Origin of the sequence: Pedobacter alpinus (assembly GCF_042684645.1) — a bacterium.
Lineage (GTDB): Bacteria > Bacteroidota > Bacteroidia > Sphingobacteriales > Sphingobacteriaceae > Pseudopedobacter > Pseudopedobacter alpinus.
In genome coordinates this window covers 46,090-72,344 of record NZ_JBHULV010000038.1, presented here as the reverse complement: position 1 = coordinate 72,344, position 26,255 = coordinate 46,090, and the positions used below count along the sequence as shown (strand labels likewise).

Genomic DNA, 26,255 nt, shown 5'->3' with positions numbered 1-26,255 from the left:
CTAAACGCTAACTCAAATAAACGCCATCTTCTTTACCATCTTCATCAAGCACAACATCTACATGTTCTTTTAAAACTGTAGAAAGTTCTAAGCCAACAAAATCTGTAGCTACCGGAAAATTTTTATGGCTTCTATCAATCAATACAACAGAGCGTAGCTTTTTAAGCCTAATATTTAAGAAAACACCTAATCCATAAGCTATAGTTCTACCACTGTTTAGCACATCGTCAACTAAAATTATTACTTTATTTTCGCAATCGCTTAAAGGAATATCTATGGCAGATTCTAACTTAGAACTATCTTTATTAAGTTCTAATTTTACAATTCTAACTTTTAAGTTAGAAATTTGACAAAGTACTTTTTCTAATCTCAGCGCTAACCTATAACCTCTTGCAATTACACCAGCCAAAATAATTTCATCTTCGTCAAAATTATCTTCTAAAATTTGATAAGCAATTCTATTTATTTTTTGCTGTATTTGATGAGGGTCTAAGATTAAAATTTTTTTTGAGCTCATGTTTTAAAATTATGCCTCTAAAATAACTATTAAAAGTGAAGCCATAAATTTTTGCTTAAAAAGATTGAATAAATTTTAAACTAAAATGTAACCTTTTAACATCTTAAGCGTCTTAAATTAAATAGCTTATAAAAATATTCACATTCCATTAAATAAAAACATGAAAAACCCAAACATTATCAAAGCATTTTTTACTGTTTTTACAGTTGTATTTTGCGCTAATTTTTTATTGGCACAAGAAGTTTCTACCACTAAAAATTTTAAAAACTTCAATAAAATCATTGTTTCTTCTGGTATTAATTTATACTTAAGCCAAGGAAATGAAGATAAAGTTCTTTTTAAAGGTTCAAAAGATTTGATAGATAAAATAAGTGTTACTAAAAATAATGACGGTACGTTGGTTTTAGAAATTGATAAATCTGGTTGGGGAAATTGGATTTGGGGAAGTGATGACGATGTAAAAGTATATGTTACTATTAAACAATTAGAAAGCTTAACAGTAAGCGGTGGCTCAGATGTTTATTGCGAGGGAATGTTAAATTTGGGTGATGTAACTGTTAAAACATCTGGGGGTAGCGACATAAAATTAAATTTGAATGCTAATGCTTTAAAAATTGCAAGTAGTGGCGGTTCAGATGTTGTATTAAAAGGCACTGTTAAATACTTAGGAATTGCGGCTAGTGGTGGGAGTGATGTGGATGCTTTTGGTTTAATTGCTGATGAAATAGATTTAAAAACTAGTGGCGGTTCAGATAGCAATGTATATGCAAAAAACGTATTAAAGATTGCAGCAAGCGGAGCAAGTGATGTAAATTACAAAGGAAATCCATCGGTTAAAAGGATATCATCTAGCGGTGCAAGTGATGTACAAAAAGTGAATTAGAAATATTAGGTTTTTGAGATTAAAGCTATCTTTTTAGATGGCTTTTTTTGTTTTGGCAACTTTTGCAATTTGTTTTACATTGATAATAATTTAATTGAAATATCATCTTTTCAGTATATAATAAAACATTGATAGCGTTTCTTTTCCTAAAGAATTGTAATTTTAAAGCATTAAAATAAGCCATTTATATAATGAAAAACACAAACTATAAAGCTTTCGAAACAACCATTGATAAATTACCAGTTAAACTTTACACACTAAAAAATAATAAAGGCATAACAGTAAATATATGCAACTACGGTGCAAGAATAACTCATTTTATAATTCCCCAAAAAGGAAATCAAATAGATATTGTTTTAGGTTTTAACAGCATTGATGAATACATTAATAATAGCGAATTTTATTATGGTGTAACCGTTGGTAGGTTTGCAAATAGAATAAAAGATGCCAAGTTTATATTAAACAATAAAACCTATAATTTAGAAGTAAATAACGGAATTAATAGCTTACATAGCGGAACCAAAGCTTTTCATAATAGTGTTTGGGAAGTGCTTTATCATTCTGAAACTGAAATAAAAATGCAAATTATTAGTCAAGATGGTGACGGTGGATTTCCTGGAGAACTAATTTGCGATATTCTGTTTAATTTGAACGATGATGGAGAATTAGCTATCAACTATACTGCAACAACTGATAAAGATACAGTAGTTAATTTAACTAATCACGCTTATTTTAACCTTAATGGAGAGGGTAGTGGTACTATTTTAGACCATGATGTTAAAATTGAGGCCCAACAATTTGTTCCTATTAATGACAATTGTACACCTTTAGGGAATTTTTCAACTGTTGAAGCTACACCTTTTGATTTTCGAGAATTTACTGCTATTTCCAAAAAATTAGATTTTGATCATCCACAAGTTAAAATTGGAAATGGTTTTGACCATTCTTTTGTACTAAACCAAAAAGAAGCTTTCAATTTAGCAGCTACAGCAAAAGGAGATATAACAGGTTTGACTTTAGAAGTTTACACAAACCAACCGGGTATGCAGTTTTATACAGGTAATTACTTAAGCACAGATGTTGGCAAAAGCGGAAATATTTATTCAGAAAGAACTGGCTTTTGTTTTGAAACGCAACATCATCCAGATTCTCCAAATCAACCTAATTTTCCATCAACAGTTTTAAAAGCTGGAGATATTTTTACTTCTAAAACAATTTATAAAGTTTTTTAAACCAATTAAATTAAAAATTTGTCGTGTTTTTTCAACAGGTTTTGTACTAATCATGAAAGAACTAGCTTCTAATATTTAACAAAAAATTATTATTCGCTAAACCTTAGCTTTATACAATGCAGGTATCTTTAGTTAAAATTTAAGATTATGATTATTTCATCGTTTATAGTTCGTTTAATAAGAAAAGTAAAAGACCTTTATTTTTTAAGTAGAATGAAGTCGTTGTTTATACATTAATACTATATTTTTTTGATTTTCACCTTATACAGCGTATTTTGCATGCATTCGCAATAAGTTTGCTTTTACATGATAAATATCCACTCCTCTCCATTTACTTTAAATAAAGAAGATTTTGGTCCCCATTTTAAATGGGGAGTTACTGTGGCTGCTTATCAAATTGAAGGTGGCCATGATGCAGACGGTAAAGGTTTCTCTATTTGGGATGTTTTTACGCAGCAAAAGGGTAAAACAAAAGATGGGCACCATGGTAACATAGCCTGTGATTTTTACAATCAGTATCAAAACGATATATCACTCATCAAAGAATTAAATATTCCTAATTTCAGATTTTCTATTGCTTGGTCGCGGATTTTACCTCAAGGAATCGGAGAAATAAACCAAGCCGGAATTGATTATTACAACCGTGTAATTGATTGTTGTTTAGCTGCTGGTATTACACCCTGGTTAACTTTATATCATTGGGATTTACCTTATGCCTTGGAGTTAAAAGGGGGTTGGACCAACCGTGAAATTATAAAGTGGTTTGAAGAATTCGTAAGTATTTGTGCCAAAAATTTTGGAAACAGGGTAAAAAACTGGATAGTGATGAATGAACCTGTAGTTTTTACAGGGGCAGGGTATTTTTTAGGATTACATGCCCCAGGCAGGCGTGGAATGAAGAATTTTTTGCCAGCTGTACTTCACACAACTTTGGCAATTGCGGCCGGAGGAAGAGTATTAAGACAATATGTTAAGGATGCGAATATTGGGACAACTTTCTCCTGTTCGCATGTTGAACCATACCGAAATATAGAAAGAGATTTTATGGCTGTAAAACGAATAGATGCATTGCTGAATCGGTTATACATAGAACCTTTGTTAGGTTTAGGTTTCCCGGAAAAGGATTTACCAGTTTTAAAAGGCATCAAAAAAATGATGCAGCCAGAAGATGATAAAAATTTGATTTTTGATTTCGATTTTATTGGGATTCAAAATTACACCCGTGAGGTTGTTAAAAACTCTTGGCTGATGCCTTATGTGAGTGCATCTTTAGTTAAAGCAGAGAAAAGAAAGGTACCATTAACTACAATGGGTTGGGAAGTTTACCCCGAAGCGATGTATGAAATGATTAAAAAATTTAGTGTATATCCTCAAATAAAAAAACTACTGATTACTGAAAATGGTGCTGCTTTTCCTGATGAATTAGTTAACGGTGAAGTATATGATGTGGAACGCAAAAAGTATATACAAGACAATTTAAAACAAATTTTAAGAGCTAAAGACGATGGTTATGAAGTGAATGGCTATTTTGTTTGGACTTTGACCGATAATTTTGAATGGGCAGAAGGTTATCACCCAAGATTTGGCTTGATCCACGTTGACTTCGATACCCTAAAAAGAACTGTTAAGGATTCTGGAAAATGGTATGCTGATTTTCTGAAAAGATAATTGATTTTTTAAACCTCAAAATCCCAAACTTTCACCAATTTATCATCACCAACAGAAATGATATTTTTTCCAGCATTTGTCCAGCAAATATCATTTACAGATAAGATGTGTCCTTCTTTAGATTTTTCAACACTTAAATTTTTAAAAAGCGAATAATCTCCCGTTCGCCAAATTTTTATCGATTTATCTCTGCTTGCTGTTGCAAAATATGGAAGGTAAGGATGAATTGCAATTTTATATATCTGAAATAAATGAGCTGGAAAGCTGTTTCTAAGTTTCCATGTATAGGTGTCCCAAATTTTTAACTGAGCATCTCTTCCTCCTGTTATTAAAGTATTTCCATCACTAGTGAAGGCAATTGAGCCAACTCCATTCTCGTGACTTTTAATAGAACTAATTGCTGTGTAATCGTCTAGATGGTAGAAACGAATCATCTCATCGTTAGAAACAGTTGCAAGAATGTTAGTATTTTGATGAAAGTCGAACGCTCTTACCTTCTGATAACCTGATTGAAATTGATGAAGTAACTTTTTGTTTGTAGGATCAATTACTAAAATTTCACCTTTATCAGTACTTGCTATTAATTCGTTTTTAAGTGCATTGTATTTTAAATGGAATACAGCTGAGTTACTTTTGATGGTGTTTAATAGGCTACTATTTATCAAAGAGAAAAAGCAAATACTACCATCGTTACATCCCGCAATTAATAGGTTTTCATTGGGGATAATTTCTAAGGCATAAACCGTGTGTTTAATCCCTTTAAAAATGCGTTGTGGTACTTTAAGGTTAATATCCCATTCCACAATTCCCTTGTCATTGCCTGCTGTATAAAACAGGTTTTCGTTAGGATGACTGATAACGCTATAAATGGGATTGCTATGTCCGGTTAAAGTAGTGGCTCTCATTGTCTGTGATTTTGCGTCAGAGATTGCAGTGTAAATCCTTTATCAGCTTTTGGGCTGATAAATATGGTAACGCAAAGCCCGCCCGGACGCCCAAATTTATATTTTATTGATGACGAGATTCTAAATTTTTAGCTATATCGGCTAAAGACAAGCCTTTTTCTTTTAACAATACCAAAAGGTGAAAAACCAGATCAGAAGATTCGTTGATTAAATCAGATTCGGTTTCTGCTAAAGCGGCTATAACGGTTTCAACACCTTCTTCGCCAACCTTTTGTGCAATTTTATTTAATCCTTTTTCTCTTAAACTGTTAACGTAAGACTTTTTAGTTGGGTTCTCGTATCTATCGGTAATGATGTTTTCTAACTCAAAAATGAAGTTTTGGTTATAATCTGTTTTGAAACAACTTCTTGAGCCTGTATGGCAAGTTGGGCCAACCGGTTTTGCTTTAATCAAAAGCGTATCGTTATCACAATCTATAGAGATAGATTTTACATGCAAAAAGTTGCCACTTTCTTCGCCCTTAGTCCATAAGCGGTTTTTGGTACGAGAGAAAAAGGTTACTTTTTGTTCTTTTTCTGTTTTTTGGAAGGCTTCTTCATTCATGTAACCTAACATCAAAACTTCTAAAGTTTTTTCATCCTGAATAATCACAGGCACTAATCCGTCGCTTTTGGTAAAATCTATTTTCACTTCCTATTAAATTTTAATTTGTTTGGATTTTGTCTTGTATCAAAAACTCTAACTACATAAAGTTTTTCTTCTTTATAAAAATAAATTAGGCTATTATGTTTGGTAATAACACATTGCCTAAATTTTAATGGTTTATATATGATGGGATATAATTTGGGATTTTTAGAAATAGTATTAATATGATATTCAATTTCTTTAAGAAATTTTGTAGCAATTTCTAAATTCCAATCAGAAATTAAGTAGTCTAAAATAATGGACAAGTCTATCTCTGATTCAGGAGACCAAATAACTTCGTTAGTCATTTAATAACTTCTTCCTCATTTTTGTAATAACTTCTTCATGAGGTATCCCATTTCCAGCGTTTATTGACTCTACAGCTTCAAGAATCCCATCTTGTTGTTCTTTAGTTAGAGAATCCCATTGTTCTTCATGAACTTCTTCTGTGCTAAGATTTTCAAAAATATTAATCAAATTCATATCCGCTAAATCTTGCAATAGCTTTTTGGCTTTTGGGTTAATAATTTCAATAGTTAATGATTCCATACCTAAAGATAATAAATTAAAGCCTTATTTCTATTTGATTGTTTTTCAATAGTTGTTTTAATTCTGGAATCAATATTTCGCCATAATGAAATACAGAGGCTGCTAAAGCTGCATCAACATTACTTTGTTGGAAAACATCTATAAAATCTTGACTAGATCCTGCTCCGCCAGATGCGATAACAGGAATAGAAACCATATCATTAATTTGTTTTAACAAAATATTATCGAACCCAGATTTTGTGCCGTCTTTATCCATTGACGTCAACAGAATTTCTCCTGCACCACGTTCTTCAGCTTCTTTTATCCAAAGTTGTGTTTGTAGTTCAGTAGCAATTCTTCCTCCGTTAAGGTGTACAAAATCGCCAGTAGGTAAGTGTTTGGTATCAACAGCTAAAACCACAAATTGAACTCCAAAAGCAGCTGCCAATTCATCTATTAACTTTGGGTTTCTTACTGCTGCTGAATTAATAGAAATTTTATCTGCTCCAGCATTTAATAAAGCCTCGGCATCTTTTAACTCACTAATTCCGCCTCCAATGGTAAATGGAATATTAATTTGGCGAGCAACAGATTTTACCATTTCTATGGTAGTTTTACGCTTTTCGTGGGTGGCAGTAATGTCTAAAAACACCAATTCATCGGCACCTTGATTCGAATATTGCCAAGCCAATTCTACAGGATCGCCCGCATCGCGTAGATCAACAAAATTAATGCCTTTTACCGTTCGTCCGTCTTTAACGTCGAGACAAGGGATGATGCGTTTAGAAAGACCATTACCCCTAAATCCCCCAAGAGGGACTTCCATGTTTACTTTTATGGTGTTTACCACTTTTTCTATATTGTGAAAGACTTCTTGATTTGTAAATCTAAGTACTTTAATACCCAAATTTTCCAATTCTGTTTGTCTTATATTATCATTTTGTAATATCTCTGGCAGGTAATGAATATTTCCATCCAATTCTATAATTATTTGAAGTTGATGACAATAAAAATCTGCTATATAATTAGAAACTGGATGTTGTCTTCTAAATCTACAACCTAATTGCTTCCCATTTAAGTGTTGCCATAAAAATTTTTCTACCTCCGTTTCTCTACCTCTTAATACTCTAGCATTATGAAAAATGATTTTATCCGCACCATAAAACATATTTTGCTTTTTCATTTGACTATTAGATTTAATAAGTAGCCACAGCTAATTCCCCTTGAGGGGTTAGGGGTGTTAAATCGTACTCAACATCTGCAAGTTCCAAGCTTTAATTTCTTCTATTGAAATTCTGTTTTCGTAAATGGCTTTTCCAACCACGCAAGATTCAATTTTAAGCTTATTAAGTGCTTCAATATCAGTCATTGAACTTACTCCACCAGAAGCTATTAACTTAATAAATGGAGAATGACTTAACAATTTTTCATATAAATCAATACCTGCGCCACCTAGTTTTCCGTCTTTATTAATGTCTGTACATAAAAATCTAAAGAAACCCAATTGTAAACATTTATCAACGTAATCCATTAATTTAATTGGCGAACTTTCCATCCAACCAGAGTATTTTATAACTTCATCTAAAACATCAATTGCTACAACTATTTGATCTGATGAATTAGTTTTATCACAAACTTCTTTACTTAATTCTTCTAAAAAAGTTGGATTGGTGATAGCTTGTGTTCCAACTATAACTCTATGAATTCCTGAGTCTAATAATTCTTTTACTTTTTCAATACTTCTTACGCCACCACCATATTGTACCTTCATGTCGGTTTTTCTGATAATATCAAAAAGATATTTTTGGTTGCTAAAATCTCCTTTAGCTCCATTTAAATCTATAATATGAACAAATTCAGTTCCGTTAGATTGGTAAGTTTCTATTTGTTCTTCTAATGAAACTTCATAACGTGTTACCTGATTGTAGTCACCTTCTACTAAGCGAACAATTTTCTGGTCTAACACATCAACAGCTGGAATAATATACATTTTACGATTTTTATAAGTTTGCAAAATTTTTAAGGAGCTTTTCGCCAGCTTCACCAGATTTTTCTGGGTGAAACTGAACTCCATAAAAGTTATCTTTCTGAATACTAGCGGAAAATTTTATTCCGTAATTGCAGAAAGCAGTGGTAAATTTAGGATTAAATTCTATAAAATAGGAGTGAACAAAATAAAAATATGTTTCGTTGTCTATTCCGTTAAAAAGTAAACTGCTATTTTCACTGTAAATTTGGTTCCAGCCCATGTGCGGAACTTTTTTAGATATCGCTTCTTTAAACCTTAAAGTATTTACCGGAATGATACTTAGCATCTCAGAATTTCCTTCTTCAGAGAAATCAGTAATTAACTGCATACCCACACAAATGCCTAAAACAGGTTTGGTTAAGCTTTTAATTTTTGGAACTAAGCCACTATCAACCAGTTTTTTCATCGCTGTACCAGCATGACCAACTCCTGGAATAATGATTCTATCGTATAAATCAAATTCTGATTCCGAATTGATCATTCCATATTTCAAATCTAACCTTTCTAAAGCAGCGGTTAGTGAGAAAATATTACCAGCACCGTAATTAACTATTCCTATCATTGTTTTCTGAGTATCAAGTATCTAGTATAAAGTATCAAGATGGTTTGCAGACTTAATAGAGGTCTTGCTACTTGATACTCAAATCTTGATACTATAAAAGTCCTTTTGTACTTGGTAACCTCATGTTATTAATATCACGTTTTACCGACATTTTTATTGCCTTCGCGAAAGCTTTGAAAATAGCTTCAATTTTGTGATGTTCGTTATCGCCTTCTACCTTTATATTTAAGTTAGATTTTGAAGCGTCAGAGAAAGATTTAAAAAAGTGGTAAAACATTTCTGTTGGCATATCACCAACTTTTTCGCGTTTAAATTCCGCATCCCAAACTATCCAATTTCTTCCACCAAAATCAATAGCTACTTGTGCTAAACAATCGTCCATTGGTAAGCAAAAACCATATCTTTCAATCCCTTTTTTATCGGCTAAAGCCAAGGCAAAAGCTTCACCTAAGGCAATTCCAGTATCTTCTATAGTATGATGCTCGTCTATATGCAAATCACCTTTAGTATGTACCGTTAAATCAATTCCTCCGTGACGGGCAATTTGATCTAACATGTGATCGAAGAAATTCAAACCTGTTTTTATATCTGCATTTCCCTTTCCATCTAAATTAATTTTAATGAGAATGTCAGTTTCATTGGTTTTACGGACGTGTTCAATTTTTCGATCTCCAATTTTTAAAAAGCGATAAATCTCATCCCAATCGGAAGTTTCAATAGCTAAAACTTCATCAAGATTATCAATTTTATTTTGAGCCTCTGATGCGCCCAAATCTGGATTATTATTTAACCAAATGGCTTTTGCGCCTAGGTTTTTTGCAAGAACAACATCGTTTAAACGGTCTCCAATTACAAATGAGTTGGCTAAATCGTATTTCTCTGTATCAAAAAAATGAGTTAATAAAGCTGTTCCTGGTTTACGAGTTGGCGCATTGTCTTTAGCAAAAGTACGGTCAATAATAATTTTGCTAAAGCTGATGCCTTCGTTTTTTAAAGTTTGGATGATGAAATTTTGAACAGGCCAGAAATTCTCTTCAGGATGAGAAGTTGTGCCTAAACCATCTTGATTGGTAACCATTACCAATTCAAAATCAGTTTCTTTCGCTATTTTCGCTAAATTACTAATCGTATTTGGATAGAAAACCAGTTTTTCAAAAGAATCTATTTGCTCATCGGCTGGCTCTAAAATTAGGGTGCCGTCGCGGTCTATAAATAGTATTTTAATCATCTTTTAATTGTTCGCCTTTAGTCTTTTAGTAATTAATAATAATGTTATTTATCAATAAGAAGTCAATTGTTACTCTTTTGTAGTCCAAGAGATACAGTTTAGTGCTCCTCCTTTTTTTACAAATTCTGTAACGTCAACTTGGCTAATTCGCCCCTTATAATTGGGATAATAAGAATTTATTTGTTCATAAGCCTGATAATCCTCGTCTATTCCAAATTTCGGAATAATAATTAAGTCCTCAGTTTGAAGGAAGTTTATGTAAGCCCAATTAAATTTATTATTTGTCTTTTTACTAAATTCCAAATATTCTAATTTTAAACCAGCTTTTTTCAATGGATTTATAATGTCGGAATCATTCTTATATAAATAGTTTAATAAAACAGTTTCATCATCAACAAAGCGAACCATTCCATCTGCATGACCATATTCTTCATTTTTATCCCATGGAATAAATATAATTCTATCAACTTTAAATGTTTTTTGAAGTTCTTTAATTAGTTCTATTCTAGAATATGAATGACAATTTTCCTTAATTAATTTATCAGTAAATATTATACAATTTGATGATTTTATAAAATTCCCACCATCCATAATTAAACTGGATTTTATTGTTTTTAATCCGATTGAATCACAAATAATTTCTGGATAACTTTTTAAGTCTCTGTAGCCTTTGGAGTTTCCCTGTAAATAGTCTGGGTCATACCTGTATTCGATATATTCTGAAGAATTTATTTGGATAGGCATATAATCTCTAGCCCATATGTCTTTTGTTTCAGGTAAGAATTTGAATTTAACTTCAAATGAATTTAATGTAGAAATAATCTGCTTAGAAGACTCTTTAAAAGAAGGTAGCGTATTTATTAAATCAGAAAAATAGACTGTATTAGTTTGGAAATCGCTTATCATATTTTAATAGTAAATCTATAATTTAACCTGTCAGTTCCACTATTAATAGCATTATTACCTAAGCCAATTCTACTAGATTCAGAAATTTCTTTTTGATTAAAATCATAAGATATAATCTTTGTCTTTATAGAATTGAAAAAAGCGCTTGTTCCACTAAATAGTTTCATTGCGCAAACCATTGGCCCCTTGTAAAGCTTATTTTCAGTAATATTGTAGATACTACGAATTAGAATCCCTCCAAAGCCACCAAGTTTCTCATTTTCTAACGCAATATCAACTCCAGAATAATGAAAAAACCATTCTCCATGTTTAGGATCAACATATTTTCTTAAATAAGTACTATCATCTTTATGTTTAGGCGAAGTCCAATAAAATTCTATTTCTGTTAATCTAAATAAAGAATCATGAGTTTGGATAGCATAGTTATTTAATAGCTTTATTGCTATTGCTTTAAATTCTTCCGCTGTTTCCTCCTCTATATTTAGAAAGTCAATGTTCATATAGTCTTGAAATTTTTTAGAGTATTGATAATTGCCTGATTTTCTTCATTTGTACCAATCGTAATTCTTAAACAACCTTCACAAAGTTCTACTTTATTTCGGTTTCTTACGATGATGCCTTGTTCGGTTAAATAGTTATAAATGCCATCAGCATCAGCGGTTTTAACTAAAATAAAGTTAGCATCTGATGGATAAATAACGATAACAAAATCAAAGTTTTTTAGGGAAATGACTAAAGCATCACGTTCTTTCAAAATTTCTTTGATCCAACTATTTACCTGATCTACATTTTGCAGCGCTTCTAAAGCCAATTGCTGAGATGCTTCATTGATGTTATAAGGAGGCTTAACTCGGTTAAAAACCTCAATAATTTCTTCACTAGCGAAAGCCATTCCAACTCTTAAAGCAGCCAATCCCCAAGCTTTTGATAGTGTTTGTAAAACTACCAAATTGGAATATTCCGTTAATTCTTGAATAAAAGTTTTTTGCCTAGAGAAATTGATATAAGCTTCATCAACTACCACAATCCCGTTGAAATTTGCTAAAAGTGTTTCAATATCTTCTCTATTGATAGAATTTCCAGTTGGGTTATTTGGCGAGCAAATAAAAATAAGTTTAGTATTTTTATCAATTGCTTCCGCAATTCCTTCTAAATTCAGTTGGAAATCTTCGGTCAGATTTACCCTTTTAATTTCAACATCATTGATGTTTGCCGAAACCTCGTACATGCCATAAGTAGGAGGGACGATAATCACATTATCTACACCCGGATTACAGAAACTTCTGAATAAAATATCGATAGCTTCATCGCTACCGTTTCCTAAAAAAATGTTTCTAGCCGGAACTCCTTTTATTGCACTTAAACGCATTTTTACAGCGTATTGCATGGGGTCTGGATAGCGATGATAAGCTTGTGGAAGCGGAGAGCCAAATGCGTTTTCATTAGCATCTAAATAAACAGAAGCTTCACCTTTAAACTCGTCTCTTGCCGAAGAGTAAGGTTTTAAGGTTTTTATATTTGGTCTGATGATTTTATCTAAATCAAAATTATTCATTAGTTCATTTGTTGAAATAGTTCATTAGTCTAACTCGATAAACAAGTCTTTGCTCTTTAATCTTTTATCCTTTACTCTCCAAAAGTCTCACAGTTACCGCATTTTTATGCGCTTGCAAACCTTCAATTTCTGCTAAAACTTCAATGCTCGGTCCTAAATTTGTAATGCCACTTTCATTAATATGTTGGAATGTAATTTTCTTAACAAAAGAATCTAAAGAAACACCAGAATAAGAACGAGCATAAGCACTTGTAGGCAAAGTATGGTTTGTTCCGCTAGCATAATCTCCAGCACTTTCTGGCGTTAAATTACCCGCAAAAACAGAACCTGCATTTACAATAAGTGGAGTGATACTTTGCCAATAATCTGTAGCTAAAATTAAATGTTCAGGAGCGTATTCATTACTAAAAGTCATAGCTTGTCCCAAATCAGTAACCAATACCGAAAAAGAATTTTCAATAGCTTTAGCAGCGATTTCTTTTCTTGGCAAAACGTTTATTTGCTTTTCTAATTCAACTAAAGTTTCCTCAATAATTGATGCAGAAGAACTCACTAAAACCGCTTGACTATCAACTCCATGTTCTGCTTGTGCCAATAAATCGGCAGCTACAAAAACTGGATTTGCGGTTTCGTCTGCAATTACTAAAACCTCTGAAGGACCAGCTGGCATATCAATAGCTGTATTTGTGGTAGATTGTACTAAGGTTTTTGCCATAGTCACAAACTGATTTCCAGGGCCGAAAATTTTATCCACTTTCGGGATACTCTCTGTGCCATAAGCCATAGCGGCAACTGCTTGCGCACCACCAACTAAATAAACTTTATCAATACCTAAAAGTTGAGCAACATAAGCAATGTAGCCGTTAATACTTCCAGTTTTTTGAGGAGGAGAGCAAACTATAATTTCTTTGCAACCCGCAATTTTTGCTGGAATACCCAACATTAAAAAAGTACTTGGTAAAACAGCCGTTCCACCTGGAATGTATAAACCAACTCTTTCAATAGCTCTTACTTCTCGCCAGCAAGTTACACCAGTAGTGGTTTCAATTTTGCTTTCATTAGAAATTTGAGTCTCGTGAAATTTTTTGATATTGGTATAAGCCACATTAATGGCTTGTTTAACTTCTTCTGAAATGGTGTTTGCTAATTGATTAATTTCTTCTTTTTCGATAAATAAAGAAGGCAATTCAATTTTATCGAATTGTAAAGCATAGTTTTTTAAAGCAGCATCGCCATTAACTTTTACTTCGCTAATAATTTGCTCCACTTTTTCTCTAATCTCATTGCCCAAATCCGCATTACGCGAAATCAGTTTTTGAATATCAGATATGCTTAAATCTGAAAAGTTATATTGCCTCATCCTAAATCCTTCTCCAAAGGAGAGGGACTTTTGATTTGTATTTTCGTTATTAAAGTTTTGCATTTCTTCGGTTCTTATAAAGTTTAAAATGTTTTGTAGGCACTTGATACTAAAATTTTATACAAAATATAGGTATCTCAATACCCAATTCTCACATCTCAATACTCTAATCTAAACTATAATCTTTTCAATTGGCATTACTACAATTCCTTGTGCGCCAGCGGCTTTTAGTTCGTTAATATGGCTCCAAAAATCAATTTCTGGAATTACCGTGTGTACTGCAACCCAACCTTCTTCTGCCAAAGGTAAAACCGAAGGACTTTTTACACCAGGTAATAAATCTAAAATTTTGTTAAGATTTACTTTTTCAACATTCAAAACCACATATTTAGTTTCTTTAGCTCGCATTACAGATTGTATGCGTTGCAACAGTTCGGCTACCAAAGCATCAGTTTCAATTCCTTTGCGACCTATTAAAACTGCTTCTGAAGACATTACATCTGCAAAAGGTTTTAATCCGTTACTACGTAAAGTACCACCAGTTGATACGATATCGAAAATAGCATCGGCTAAACCTAAACCTGGAGAAATTTCTACTGAACCAGAAATCATTTTAATTTCTGATTTTACACCTTGTTTGGTTAAGAATTTTTCTAAAATAACAGGGTAGGAGGTTGCTATAGATTTGCCATGTAAATCTGCAACTGTTTGAATTTCACTATCATTTGGTACAGCCAATTTTAATTTACATTTCCCAAATCCTAAGCGTTGTAAATAGCTAACATCAACATCGGTTTCTGCAATGCCGTTTTCGCCAACAATACCAATATCGGCAATGCCATCTTGTACATATTCTGGAATATCATCGTCTCTTAAGAAAAGAATTTCTAGAGGAAAATTAGATACTTGGGTAATTAAGGAGCTTTTATAGTTTTCGAAAGAAAGTCCACAATTTTTTAACAATTCAACAGATTTGTCATTTAATCTGCCAGATTTCTGGATAGCAATTTTTAAAGTTTTCAAGATTTTACAGTATTAATAAAAGACCAACAAATGGAGAATGGAAAAGTTTTGACGTACAAAACATACAATATATAACATCGCCTTAGCGATGATGTAAATGATGTATGTTTGTCAAAATTATTTTCATGTCTTTTTTAATATTTCTACGGAGAGATATTATTTATGTCGCAAATATAACAAGCTAATGGGGATAATCAAGTTATTTTGAAACAAAAAACCCAAAATCTTAATCAGATTTTGGGTTTTATATTATTTACAATATTTATTAGATGTTTCCAATTACAATTAATTTTTCTAATGTTGGGTTAACACTACCGCCACGTGGTTCTAAGGTTACAGCAAAAGTTTGTAGCGTTCCAATAGACTTCATATCTTTTAATCCAATAATTCCGTCTTGTGCATCAAATACACCTAAATCAACTGGTTTACCATCAACTAAAGCCCAAAGTTGGTATTGGTGTTCTTGGTCGTTTATTGGCATTTTCATGCTGGTAAAGTCAATCAATACTTTTTCTTCTTTTGCATTAAACGCTATGGTAACATTTGAATTTGGTGAATTATCTGTTCCTTTTAATACCACCATTTTAAAGTCGGGATTTGTTAAAACCCTAATAGACTCGTTACTACTATTTACTTTTTTATCTAAATAATTTACCTGATTTGCAAAAGTTTGATTACTACTTTGTAATTGAGCAATTTGCTGTCTGCTGTCTTTTAAGCTACTTGATAAATTTATAATTGCAACAATACTTACCACCAATAATGCTAAACAAGCTGCAAAAGAATATTTATAAAAATTTAATCTTCCGCTATTTAAACTAACAACTTTTGCTTCTGCAATTGGAGCGATTACTTGCTCTGGTTTAACAAACTCTTCTTCATCAGAAAAAGAAATCTGATTAAAGAAATTTGCTTTTACAGAAGCTGATGGCTCAATGGCTAAATCCGTAGCTACGTTTTGCATCACCTTTTCAATCTCCTCCAATTCGGCTTTTACCTCAGGATGGAGCTTAGACATTTCCTCAACTGCCAAATTTTCTTCAGCGTTTAGGTCCCCTAAAACATAAAGTTCTAAAATGCCCGATTCGATATATGTTTTAATATTTTCCACTTTATTTAAAATATTTTCTCAACTCAATAATTCCCATTCTCAATCTTGTTTTAACAGTTCCAAGCGGTAAAGAAAGTTCTTCTGCGGCTTCTACATGAGTAAATCCCTGAAAGTAAATTAATTCAACTATAATTTTTTGATCAGGTTTTAACTTTTGTAAAAGATCTTTAACACCCATTAATTCGGGCTTAAATTCAGTGCTTCTCTGACTGTCGATTGAATTTACGTGGTTTTCTAAGTCTTGGTTTTTAGAATGGTTTCTATAATCTTTAGACCTTACTTTATCAATAGATAAATTACGGGCAACGTTTACCATCCAAGTAAATAATCGGCCTTTAGATGCATCGTACTGATGTATAGAGTTCCAAATTTTTACTAATGCTTCTTGTAAAACATCTTCGGCAATTTCTTTATCAACAATTACTCGTTGAATAATACCCAATAAAGATGAGGAATACATTTCGTAAAGGGCGTCAGCACCAATCTTTTTTTGTTGCTGTAAAGCAATTACAAGTTCGGGCTCTTCTAAAAATATTTTTTTCGTTTTTATCACAATTGGTGTAAGATAAAGAGGATTTATTGAAAATCAAATAAGTGTTTTTCTGCATGGTACGAAGACCGTACCAAAGGACCGCTTTCTACATATTTAAAGCCAATTTCTCTTCCCTTTTCTTTGTAAAATGCAAACTGGTCAGGATGAATCCAATCCACAACAGGATGATGGTTTTTTGTTGGTTGCAAATATTGTCCTATTGTAAGTACATGCACTCCAGCCTGTTTCAAATCTTGCATGGTTTCTAAAACGTCAGCTTCGGTTTCTCCAAGACCAAGCATTATGCCTGATTTAGTTCTTAAACCAAATTCAGAAATACGTTGTAAACACTCCATACTTCTATCGTATTTAGCTTGTACCCTCACTTCTTTGGTTAATCTTCTTACTGTTTCAATATTATGAGAAACCACTTCGGGTTTTTGTTCGCAAAGTCTATATAAATTCTCCCAAACACCCTTAAAATCTGGAATTAAGGTTTCCATAGTAGTTTGAGGACTTTCACTGCGGATTGCTTTAATGGTTTCTGCCCAAATAATTGAACCTCCATCTTTTAAATCGTCTCTATCAACAGAAGTTATAACAGCATGTTTTACATTCATTAATTTAATAGAATTTGCAACTCTATTAGGCTCGTCTAAATCTACAGCTAAAGGGCGACCTGTTGCAACAGCACAAAATGAGCAAGAACGGGTACAAATATTACCTAATATCATAAAAGTGGCTGTACCGGCACCCCAACACTCACCCATATTTGGGCAATTTCCGCTTTCACAAATCGTATGCAATTTATGTTCATCAACCAAACCTCTTACATGTGCATATTCTTTACCAACTGGCAGTTTCACCCTTAACCAATCTGGTTTGCGTTGTATTTGATTTGCTGAAATAACAGGAAGTTCAATCATGCTGTAAAAATACAGTTTTTCGGTAAAATAAAATATTTGATACAGTGTATTTTATTAATTTGATTTTAAAATTATAATAGGTTAGAATAGTATTTTAAAACCAATTAAAAATTTAAAGAAAAAAATGTGTGGATGATGCTGTTGAAAGGATTAAAGTGGTGTTTTTTTGTAAAAAAAATGTCCCTAACATTTTTAATTAGGGACATTAGATGTTATGCTAGTTCAAATTTGTAACCTACACCTTTAACGGTTGTTACATAATCATCGCCTAATTTTTCTCTTAATTTTCTGATGTGCACATCAATTGTTCTATTAGTTACCACAACAGAATCTTCCCAAATATTTTTAAGGATAACTTCACGAGTGTAAACTTTACCAGGTTTTGATGCTAATAAATAAAGCAATTCGAATTCTTTTTTAGCTAATACAACTTTTTCTCCTTTTTGAAAGACCAAAAATGCTTCTCTATCAATAACTAAATCGCCTATTTCAATTTTATTTTCAATAATTTCTTCGCTTTGAGTGTTGCGCCTTAAAATTGCGTTAATTCTACTTATTAACGCTCTAGGTTTTATAGGTTTTGCGATATAATCATCTGCCCCAACATTAAAACCAGCAATTTCAGAATACTCTTCACTTCTTGCAGTTAAGAAAACCATGAAAGTGTTTTTGAATTCAGGCATTGCTCTCAAAATCCGACAAGCTTCAATACCATCCATTTTAGGCATCATTATGTCTAAAATGATTAGATCCGGTATAGATTTGCGAGCTTCTTGTACCGCTTCTTGACCATTACTTGCGGTAAAAACCTGGTAACCTTCTTTTTTTAAATTATATTCAATCAGCTCCAGAATATCTGGTTCATCATCAACTATAAGTATTTTGGGCTTGCTTGTATTCATAAATTTTATTTGTTACGAATTTAGAGCGTTTTATGTTTAAAAAGGTTAACATAATATTAATAAATTGTTAAGGTTTGCAATTCTTTAACAATTTATTACAATTTAGAATTGTTAAGATTAATAATTTAATAAAACTAGCTTGTTAATCTTCTATATATCAATTTTTTATTTGTTATAATGTTTTGTTTAGGAAATCATTCAATTTTTCTCCTCTTAAATTTTTTGCAATAATATTACCGCTTGGATCTATCAAAAAAGATGACGGAATTGCACTAACATTGTAAAGTAGGGCAGTTGGTGAGTCCCATTGCTTTAATTCTGATACCTGAGCCCAATCTAATTTATCAGATTTGATGGCTTTTTCCCATGCTGCTTTATCTTCATCTAAAGAAAAACCTAAAACTGTGAAGTTTTTAGATTTGAATTTATTGAATGATGCCACTAAATTAGGATTCTCTTGCCTACATGGTGCACACCAAGAAGCCCAAAAATCAATTAATACATATTTACCTTTAAAATCGGAAAGCTTAATTATTTTGCCATCAGTGCCTTGAGCGGTAATTTCTGGTGCAATTTGTCCAACAGCAACCTTTTCTGCCATTTCCATTTGTTTAGCAAATGTTTGTATAGATTGGTTATTAGGGAAATTTTCTTTTGCTTGCTTACTATATGCAATTAGTTTGTTTTCATAAGCATCGTGTTTAACGCCTGTTATAATATTTGCCGCAAAAAAAGCAGTTAAACTTTTTGAGTTTTTATCAATAAATTCAAAAGATTTTTTTAAAAAGGGTTCTGCAATTTCTTCTGATTTTTCTGTGTATGCTGCAATTAAAGCATCTTTTTTACCTGGTGCAGATGCGATCAATTTGCTGTATTTTTCTGCTAATTCACCATTTTTTTGAGAATAATAAGAAGTTATTTTGTTATACTCTGTTATTTTTTCAGCCTCTTCAGAACCTTCTAATTGATAAACTGATGCCGCACTTGATAAATCAGCTATAAGCTCTATTTCATCACCAATTTCTCCTATTACAAAATAACCTCTTTGCCCAATAGCTACCTGGTAAAACTCGGGGTTTTCACTTTTAGCTTTTAAAGTAAATTCATGGTTTTCATCTAAAAAAGTAGAGTCAACGGGTTTCATTTGACCCAAGTTATCTAAAACTAAAAGGTAAACTTTTTTAGCATCGCCAATATTTGATAGTTTGCCGTTAATTATAAATTCTTTTTTATTGGTGCAATTATTAAAAATAAGTACTAGACCAAATAATGCTAAAAAAAACTGTTTTCTCATTTTAAACTCTCAATTTTATCAATAATAAGTTGATTCGTTTTTTTAGGATCAACTTTTCCATGAGATAATTTCATTACCTCGCCCATAAACAAACCTATAACTCCTTTTTTACCATTATGGTATTCTTTTACTTTATCTGGAAATTTCTCAATTGCTTGTAAAATGAAACCATCTAATTCGTTGGTATTTTGGCTAACTCCTAAATTTAATTGTTTAACTAAATCGGAAACTATAGCATCAGGATTTTTACATAACTCAACAAAAAGCTTGTCTTTTGCTTGGTTATTTGTAATGGTACCGCTTTCTACTAAATTAATTATTGATGCAATTTCTTTGGCAGGAATGTCTAATTGTTTGAAGGTAATTTGTTTCTCATTCACATAAGATTTTATAGCTCCCATTACCCAATTAGAAGCCATTTTATAATTTTTTGTAAAATTACAAACCTCTAGAAAATAATTTGCAACATATTTTTCTGATGTTAACACCAAAGCATCATAACTTGGCAAACTCATTTCTTGCGTAAACTTTTGATAAAGTTCTTCTGGTAATGCAGGTAAATCAGCTTTTATTTGAGCTAAATATTCATCAGAAATTACAATTGGTAATAGATCTGGTTCAGGGAAATAGCGATAATCATTTGCCATTTCTTTTGATCTTAGCGGAGTAGTTTTACCAGTTACAGCATCAAAATTTAATGTGTTTTGTGCAATAGATTCTCCTTTATTAATCAAATTAATTTGACGCTCTATTTCATGTTCAATTGCTCTTTGAACGTTTTTAATGGAATTAAGATTTTTAACTTCACAACGGTTGCCTAACTTGGTTTCTCCTTTTAATCTTACAGAAACGTTTGCATCGCAACGCATAGAACCTTCTTCCATATTCCCATCGCAAATTTCTAAATAGCGTACTAACTTTCTAAGTTCTGTTAAATAAGCAGCAGCCTCATCGCCAGAACTAATCATGGGCTCAGTAACGACCTCTAAAAGTGCTACACCAGCTCTGTTTAAATCAATGTAAGAGTATTTTAGGTCAACATCGTGAATGCTTTTTCCAGCATCTTCTTCCATGTGAATTCTGTTAAGAATAATGTCTTTTTCAGTTCCATTCTCCAACCTAATTTTTAATTTTCCACCTAAACAAATAGGTTCATTATCTTGCGTAATTTGGTAACCTTTAGGCAAATCTGCATAGAAATAATTCTTCCTATCAAAGAAATTGTATTGATTTATTTTACTATCAATTGCTAAACCTAATTTGGTAGCATATTTAATAGCTTTCTCATTACCAATGGGTAATGCGCCAGGTAGGCCCAAAGAAACTGCGCTTATATTTTGATTTGGTAAATTACCAAAGGTTGCTGAATCTGAACAAAATGCTTTAGATGCTGTAGATAATTGAACATGCACTTCTAGACCAATTACAGCTTCGTACTGTTCAAAATTGTTTAAAATAAGATTCATTTTGTAATTAAAAGTTTACCAAAAGGCTTGTTTTGTTGTGATTTTCAAATATAATTTAAATACCTACAAATTGTCAAAGAAAAAGAATTATTATTAATTTGTTAAATATTTAACTATTGTGGGATATATAATTAAGAGTTTTATTTTAATTATGCTCTAAAATCAGGATTTGATTTACAAATAGTTAAATTATAAAATTGATAATTTGATGCCATTTGAAAATGATAAGTGATAAAATAATTAATATAGACCAATATATTGCCGGTTTCCCAACAGAAACTCAACAATGTTTACAAACAATTAGGCAGACAATTAAAGAGGTTTTACCTGAGGCAAAGGAAACCATCAGTTATGGTATTCCCACTTTTAAATTGAATGGCAATTTGGTTCACTTTGCAGCCTATAAATATCATATTGGATTGAGGCTTTGGTTTATTTTAAAGATGAAATTAGTGGATATAAATGTGCAAAAGGCGCTAAACAATTTCCTTTAAATGAACCCTTACCTTTAAAGTTCATAAAAGAAATGACGCTTTACAGGGTGCAACAAAGTAAAAAATATTAAAATATTAATCAATAATTTAAACTACTTTTAGTGTTTAACTTTATAAGTTATTTTACCTAACCCAATATGAAAAATATACTATCTGCAATTTTGCTATTCCTTGTAATTGAAACAAATTATTGTAACGCACAAACTATCAATTATGAGGAATCTTTAATATTAGCACAAGAAAAATCAAAGAGTTTAAGTAAAATTTTACTTATTAGAATTGATAGTGAATTTTCTAATGAAAATTTAAAAAAAGAAATTTCTAATCCTGATATCATCAAAATTTTAAATAAAGATTTTATAAATTACAGAGGTAACTCTTCAGAAATAGAGCTATCAAGGTATCTTAGAAATTTTAACATAAGTTTTTTTCCATGTTTACTTTATTTTGATGTTAAGGGAGGATTGATTTTTATTGATTTTGGGATTTACAATCAAACCAATGAATTTTTAGAAACTATAAAAAAAGTTAATGTCTTAAATAAAGAAAAATCTATAATTGATTATGATGATGAATATAAAGCAGGGAAATTTGATAGGTATTTCTTGAAAAATTATATTAAAAAAAGAATGAGTTTAGGAATTACTTCTAATTATTTTTTAATTGATAAATATATTGATTTTCTTGAAGTTCCGGAGTTAAGTGATTATAATGAAGTACTGTTTATTTTAAAAGCGGGGCCTTTAGCTCAAGGGAAAGCACATCGTTTAATTTCTGTAAACAGCAAAATAATTGATAGCATTTATAAAACAGAACCTATTAATGTATTGAAAGAAATAGACGAAACAATTATTACAAATACTATGAATGTAGCAGTAAAAAATAAATCTTTTGCTTGGGCTAATGCAGCATCAAATTATACTAGGCTAAGCTGGGGTAAAAACTATGTCCAAGCAGATTTAAATGCTACAAGCAAATTAATTTCTTATTATAAAGCAGTTAAGGATACTGCTAATTTTTTAAGAACTGCCTCTTATTTTTACGATAGATATTATTTGAATATAAGTAAAGATTCTGCAGATAGAAGAAAGATTGAAGATTCAAAAAAAATAAATACTTCTGGTATTAAAGGAAAAATGTTTTTTTCGTACAGTAACCTTCCTCAACCTGTTGCTTACGAACTTAATAATGCCGCAGCTTATGTAATTCAAACGGGTACAAAAAATCCATTTTATATTTCTAAAGCTTTAGCTTGGAGTAAAAGAGCTTTAGAATTGCAGGATGTTTATGGTTTTTATGATACGTATGCACATTTACTTTATTTATCCGGTTACTATAAAGAATCAGAATATAATCAACAAATAGCGATAGACATGGCTAAAAAGAAAAAATTACCTTATGAGTTTTTAGAAAAACAACTCTTAAAAATAAAAGAACGTACATTATAAAACTATCATAGTGCAATTGTAATATTTTAGTGCTTAATCTACTTATAAATTGAACTTTAAGCATATTTAAGAAATATTTAATTTCTGATATGCGAAAAATAATACTTTTATCTTCATTCACATTTTGCGCACTTTTAACTTTTGGGCAAAAAGCGCCCTTAAATCATTCTGTTTACGATGAATGGCAAAATGTAGCTAACAAACAAATTAGTATCCAAGCTAAGTGGGTTGGTTATAGTGTTACACCACAGGCTGGTGATGCCAATTTATTTGTAAAAAACCCGAAAACAACTGCAATTGCTTTTAACTACCCAAGGGTAGAAAATTTTTCTTTTACAAAAGACGAAGAGTTTTTAGCTTTTTTAATTAAGCCAAGTTATGCCGATGTAAGAAAAGCAAAAATTAAAAAGAAAAAGCCTGATGAAATGCCCAAAGATTCTTTAGGGATTTTAAATTTTGGCAGTAAAAATTTACAGAAAATAGCTAATGTAAAATCTTTTGCATTGCCAGAAAATAATAGTAATGTTTTAGTTTATTTACTGGATAAAGAACTAGCAGATACTACAAAAGCAAAAAAGCCAAATAAAAAAACTGACAGTGATTATTTCTTTGCTGATGAAGAAGCTAAACCAGCGGCTTCAAAAGAGGGAACTGTTTTAGTTTTAAAGTATTTAAAAAGTAACAACGATGTAACTTTTAAAGGTGTTACAGATTATTTGTTAAGCAAAAATGGAGCATACCTATTATATAATGCCACAGCAGTAAAAAAAGATTCCGCTACTAAAGCTGGTGTTTTTATATTTGAAATTGCTACTAAAAAAACAACAAATCTTACGTCTGGTAAAGGAATTTATAAAAATTTTGTTTTTGATGAAGAAGCAAATCAATTGGCTTTTGTAGGTAATAAAAGTGCAGAAAAAGCTTTAGTAAAGCCATTTGATTTATATTTATACAACTTTAAAACGGATAGTGCTAACGTTGTAGTTACAAAAAACACTGCTGGCATGCCATTAGAAAATACTGTAAGTGAAAATGGCAAAGTGTTTTTTAGCAAAAACGGGAATAGGTTGTTTTTTGGTACAGCACCAATACCTGTTGCAAAAGATACTACCATAGTAGATTTTGAAGTTGCTAAAGTGGATATATGGAATTATCAGGATGATTATTTGCAGCCTATGCAGTTGGCAAACTTAAGCAGAAAGCTGAAAGAGAGCTATTTAGCGATGGTTGATTTAAAGAGTGGTAAATTTACTCAAATAGCAACCGAAGAACTAAATAACGTTGATTTACCAGAAGATGCTAACGGAGATTTTGCTTTAATTTCTTCTGATTATGGGAACAGAGTATCTATGCAGTGGGAAGGTTCAACTTTAAGAAGTGCATATATTTATAATCTTGCAACAGGAAATAAAACATTAATTAATAAAGATGCTAGGGCAAATTATAGATTTTCGCCTAAAGGTAATTATGTTGCTTGGTTTGATAGAAAAGAACAAAATTGGTACACTTACAGTAATTTAACAAGTAAAAAAGTAAAACTTTTACAAGCAAAAGGGATTAGTTTTGGAGACGAAGAAAATGATGTACCTGATGATGCTAGTGATTATAGCTACGCCGGTTTTACCGAAGATGAAAAACAAATTTTAATTTACGATAGATATGATATTTGGGCATACAACCCAGAAACAGGTTTAGGTAAAAATTTAACGAACGGCTACGGACGTACCAATCAAATAACTTTTAGATACATACATTTAGATAAGGAAAAGAAGGCCATTAAATTAAAAGGAGATATTTTATTAACTGCTTTTAATAACGTGAACAAACAAAACGGTTTTTACAGTCATTCTTTATCAAAAATTGGTAATCCCATTAAAATTGTAATGGATGATTACAGTTTTTCTACCCCAATTAAAGCGAAAGATATTAACCAATATATTTACGAAAAAGACAACTACAAAGAATCAGCAAACGTATATTTTTCATCAGATTTTAAGTCTGAAGAGAAATTAAGTGACATCAATCTTCAACAAAGTAATTACAATTGGGGAACAGCAGAATTGGTAAACTGGACAACTCCAAAAGGATACAAAGCAACCGGAGTTTTATATAAACCAGAAGATTTTGACCCAAATAAAAAGTACCCAATGTTGGTGTATTTTTATGAGAAAGTTTCTGATAATTTATTTAACTATCAAGCACCAGCACCAACACCTTCTCGTTTAAATATAAGCTATTTTGTAAGTAATGGTTATTTGGTGTTTACGCCAGATATTAGTTACGAAATTGGTTATCCGGGAAAATCTGCAGAAGAGTTTATTAATTCTGGAGTTGATTTTTTAGCAAAAAACACATGGGTTAATGCTGCTAAAATTGGTATCCAAGGACAAAGTTGGGGTGGTTATCAAGTTGCACATTTAATTACAGTAAATAATAAATATGCTGCTGCATGGTCTGGTGCACCAGTGGTAAATATGTTTTCTGCTTATGGTGGCATACGTTGGCAAAGCGGAATGAATAGGCAGTTTCAGTATGAAAAAACACAGAGTAGGATTGGAGCAACTATTTGGGAAAAGCCAGAGTTGTATGTAGAAAACTCGCCTTTGTTTAAAATGCCAAATGTGCAAACACCAGTTGTAATTATGGCAAATGATGGAGACGGAGCTGTGCCTTGGTACCAAGGGATTGAAATGTTTACGGCATTGCGTAGATTAGGTAAGCCAGTTTGGATGCTTAATTATAACGGCGAGGAGCATAACTTAATAAAACGAGAAAACCGAAAAGACATATCAATTAGGGAGCAACAATTTTTTGACCACTACCTAAAAGATGCACCTGCGCCAGTTTGGATGATTAAAGGAGTACCTGCAACAGAAAAAGGAAAAAATTGGGGGTTTGAATTGGTGAAATAGATAATTGACTATAGTCTATTTACAAACGCCAACTGATTTTCATCAGCTGGCGTTTTATTTTTCTGAATTATACAAGGTTTAAAAAAAAT

Annotated in this window: 26 protein-coding genes and 1 pseudogene; 6 read left to right on the top strand and 21 right to left on the bottom strand. The window is 31.7% G+C overall.

The annotated features are described in order from the left end of the window. Positions 1-7: 7 nt before the first annotated feature. Positions 8-517 carry a phosphoribosyltransferase family protein gene (locus tag ACFSSE_RS11325; protein WP_379047668.1) on the bottom strand — a complete coding sequence of 170 codons (510 nt, stop codon included), beginning with the start codon at positions 515-517 and terminating at the stop codon, positions 8-10. A gap of 160 nt (positions 518-677) precedes the next feature. Between ACFSSE_RS11325 and ACFSSE_RS11320 the strand changes: the two genes are divergently transcribed. The 3 genes from ACFSSE_RS11320 to ACFSSE_RS11310 all read left to right on the top strand — a co-directional run bounded on the left by ACFSSE_RS11320 (position 678) and on the right by ACFSSE_RS11310 (position 4,300). After that, on the top strand, positions 678-1,400 hold the full coding sequence (locus tag ACFSSE_RS11320) for a head GIN domain-containing protein (protein ID WP_379047671.1): 723 nt from the start codon (positions 678-680) through the stop codon (positions 1,398-1,400). A 191-nt stretch (positions 1,401-1,591) separates the two neighbouring features. Beyond that, positions 1,592-2,632: an aldose epimerase family protein gene (locus ACFSSE_RS11315; protein ID WP_379047674.1), complete on the top strand. Its 1,041-nt coding sequence runs from the start codon at positions 1,592-1,594 to the stop codon at positions 2,630-2,632. 306 nt (positions 2,633-2,938) lie between these two features. Further along, positions 2,939-4,300 carry a GH1 family beta-glucosidase gene (locus ACFSSE_RS11310; RefSeq protein ID WP_379047677.1) on the top strand — a complete coding sequence of 454 codons (1,362 nt, stop codon included), beginning with the start codon at positions 2,939-2,941 and terminating at the stop codon, positions 4,298-4,300. Positions 4,301-4,308: 8 nt separating this feature from the next. On the opposite strand, the gene ACFSSE_RS11305 is transcribed toward ACFSSE_RS11310, so the two are convergent. The 20 genes and pseudogenes from ACFSSE_RS11305 to gatB form a co-directional block, all read right to left on the bottom strand. Further along, positions 4,309-5,205: a WD40 repeat domain-containing protein gene (locus ACFSSE_RS11305; protein ID WP_379047680.1), complete on the bottom strand. Its 897-nt coding sequence runs from the start codon at positions 5,203-5,205 to the stop codon at positions 4,309-4,311. 103 nt (positions 5,206-5,308) lie between these two features. Then, the gene (hisIE, locus tag ACFSSE_RS11300; RefSeq protein ID WP_379047683.1) at positions 5,309-5,896 is read right to left on the bottom strand and encodes a bifunctional phosphoribosyl-AMP cyclohydrolase/phosphoribosyl-ATP diphosphatase HisIE; all 588 of its coding nucleotides are present in this window, start codon (positions 5,894-5,896) and stop codon (positions 5,309-5,311) included. Beyond that, positions 5,893-6,198 (bottom strand): type II toxin-antitoxin system RelE/ParE family toxin, encoded by a 306-nt coding sequence (locus tag ACFSSE_RS11295; RefSeq protein WP_379047686.1) that lies wholly within the window; start codon positions 6,196-6,198, stop codon positions 5,893-5,895. The genes hisIE and ACFSSE_RS11295 overlap by 4 nt, the downstream gene beginning before the upstream one ends. After that, entirely contained in the window at positions 6,191-6,439 is a 249-nt protein-coding gene (locus ACFSSE_RS11290) for a hypothetical protein (protein ID WP_379047689.1), read from the bottom strand. The genes ACFSSE_RS11295 and ACFSSE_RS11290 overlap by 8 nt, the downstream gene beginning before the upstream one ends. Positions 6,440-6,455: 16 nt before the next feature. After that, positions 6,456-7,244 (bottom strand): imidazole glycerol phosphate synthase subunit HisF, encoded by a 789-nt coding sequence (gene hisF / locus ACFSSE_RS11285; RefSeq protein WP_379047848.1) that lies wholly within the window; start codon positions 7,242-7,244, stop codon positions 6,456-6,458. A 57-nt stretch (positions 7,245-7,301) separates the two neighbouring features. Beyond that, a pseudogene (locus tag ACFSSE_RS11280) lies at positions 7,302-7,586 on the bottom strand (endonuclease domain-containing protein); the annotation flags it as partial. Between the two features lie 72 nt (positions 7,587-7,658). Beyond that, entirely contained in the window at positions 7,659-8,408 is a 750-nt protein-coding gene (locus ACFSSE_RS11275; protein ID WP_379047692.1) for a 1-(5-phosphoribosyl)-5-[(5-phosphoribosylamino)methylideneamino]imidazole-4-carboxamide isomerase, read from the bottom strand. Positions 8,409-8,418: 10 nt separating this feature from the next. After that, positions 8,419-9,009, bottom strand: a complete 591-nt coding sequence (hisH, locus tag ACFSSE_RS11270; protein ID WP_379047695.1) for an imidazole glycerol phosphate synthase subunit HisH — start codon at positions 9,007-9,009, stop codon at positions 8,419-8,421. Positions 9,010-9,100: 91 nt separating this feature from the next. Then, a complete protein-coding gene (hisB, locus tag ACFSSE_RS11265) occupies positions 9,101-10,237 on the bottom strand; it encodes a bifunctional histidinol-phosphatase/imidazoleglycerol-phosphate dehydratase HisB (protein ID WP_379047698.1) in 1,137 nt (378 codons plus the stop codon). A gap of 69 nt (positions 10,238-10,306) precedes the next feature. Further along, complete coding sequence (locus ACFSSE_RS11260) at positions 10,307-11,143, bottom strand: agmatine deiminase family protein (RefSeq protein ID WP_379047701.1); 837 nt, start codon at positions 11,141-11,143, stop codon at positions 10,307-10,309. Beyond that, positions 11,140-11,643 (bottom strand): hypothetical protein, encoded by a 504-nt coding sequence (locus ACFSSE_RS11255; RefSeq protein ID WP_379047704.1) that lies wholly within the window; start codon positions 11,641-11,643, stop codon positions 11,140-11,142. Before ACFSSE_RS11255 ends, ACFSSE_RS11260 begins: the two co-directional genes overlap by 4 nt. Next, positions 11,640-12,698: a histidinol-phosphate transaminase gene (gene hisC / locus ACFSSE_RS11250; RefSeq protein WP_379047707.1), complete on the bottom strand. Its 1,059-nt coding sequence runs from the start codon at positions 12,696-12,698 to the stop codon at positions 11,640-11,642. Before hisC ends, ACFSSE_RS11255 begins: the two co-directional genes overlap by 4 nt. A gap of 64 nt (positions 12,699-12,762) precedes the next feature. After that, the gene (gene hisD / locus ACFSSE_RS11245; RefSeq protein ID WP_379047851.1) at positions 12,763-14,058 is read right to left on the bottom strand and encodes a histidinol dehydrogenase; all 1,296 of its coding nucleotides are present in this window, start codon (positions 14,056-14,058) and stop codon (positions 12,763-12,765) included. A 171-nt stretch (positions 14,059-14,229) separates the two neighbouring features. Further along, a complete protein-coding gene (gene hisG / locus ACFSSE_RS11240; protein WP_379047710.1) occupies positions 14,230-15,081 on the bottom strand; it encodes an ATP phosphoribosyltransferase in 852 nt (283 codons plus the stop codon). 265 nt (positions 15,082-15,346) lie between these two features. Next, the gene (locus ACFSSE_RS11235; protein WP_379047713.1) at positions 15,347-16,192 is read right to left on the bottom strand and encodes an anti-sigma factor; all 846 of its coding nucleotides are present in this window, start codon (positions 16,190-16,192) and stop codon (positions 15,347-15,349) included. Position 16,193: 1 nt separating this feature from the next. Continuing rightward, the gene (locus tag ACFSSE_RS11230) at positions 16,194-16,745 is read right to left on the bottom strand and encodes an RNA polymerase sigma factor (protein WP_379047716.1); all 552 of its coding nucleotides are present in this window, start codon (positions 16,743-16,745) and stop codon (positions 16,194-16,196) included. 23 nt (positions 16,746-16,768) lie between these two features. Beyond that, positions 16,769-17,650 (bottom strand): lipoyl synthase, encoded by an 882-nt coding sequence (lipA, locus tag ACFSSE_RS11225; protein ID WP_379047719.1) that lies wholly within the window; start codon positions 17,648-17,650, stop codon positions 16,769-16,771. Positions 17,651-17,862: 212 nt separating this feature from the next. After that, complete coding sequence (locus tag ACFSSE_RS11220) at positions 17,863-18,552, bottom strand: response regulator transcription factor (RefSeq protein WP_379047722.1); 690 nt, start codon at positions 18,550-18,552, stop codon at positions 17,863-17,865. Between the two features lie 172 nt (positions 18,553-18,724). Continuing rightward, entirely contained in the window at positions 18,725-19,846 is a 1,122-nt protein-coding gene (locus tag ACFSSE_RS11215; protein ID WP_379047725.1) for a redoxin domain-containing protein, read from the bottom strand. Continuing rightward, positions 19,843-21,312 (bottom strand): Asp-tRNA(Asn)/Glu-tRNA(Gln) amidotransferase subunit GatB, encoded by a 1,470-nt coding sequence (gatB, locus tag ACFSSE_RS11210; protein WP_379047728.1) that lies wholly within the window; start codon positions 21,310-21,312, stop codon positions 19,843-19,845. The genes ACFSSE_RS11215 and gatB overlap by 4 nt, the downstream gene beginning before the upstream one ends. A 221-nt stretch (positions 21,313-21,533) precedes the next feature. Between gatB and ACFSSE_RS11205 the strand changes: the two genes are divergently transcribed. The 3 genes from ACFSSE_RS11205 to ACFSSE_RS11195 all read left to right on the top strand — a co-directional run bounded on the left by ACFSSE_RS11205 (position 21,534) and on the right by ACFSSE_RS11195 (position 26,166). Continuing rightward, positions 21,534-21,806: an iron chaperone gene (locus ACFSSE_RS11205; protein WP_379047731.1), complete on the top strand. Its 273-nt coding sequence runs from the start codon at positions 21,534-21,536 to the stop codon at positions 21,804-21,806. A 137-nt stretch (positions 21,807-21,943) separates the two neighbouring features. Next, the gene (locus ACFSSE_RS11200) at positions 21,944-23,254 is read left to right on the top strand and encodes a hypothetical protein (protein ID WP_379047734.1); all 1,311 of its coding nucleotides are present in this window, start codon (positions 21,944-21,946) and stop codon (positions 23,252-23,254) included. Between the two features lie 89 nt (positions 23,255-23,343). After that, a complete protein-coding gene (locus tag ACFSSE_RS11195; RefSeq protein ID WP_379047737.1) occupies positions 23,344-26,166 on the top strand; it encodes a S9 family peptidase in 2,823 nt (940 codons plus the stop codon). The last annotated feature ends 89 nt before the right edge of the window (positions 26,167-26,255 follow it).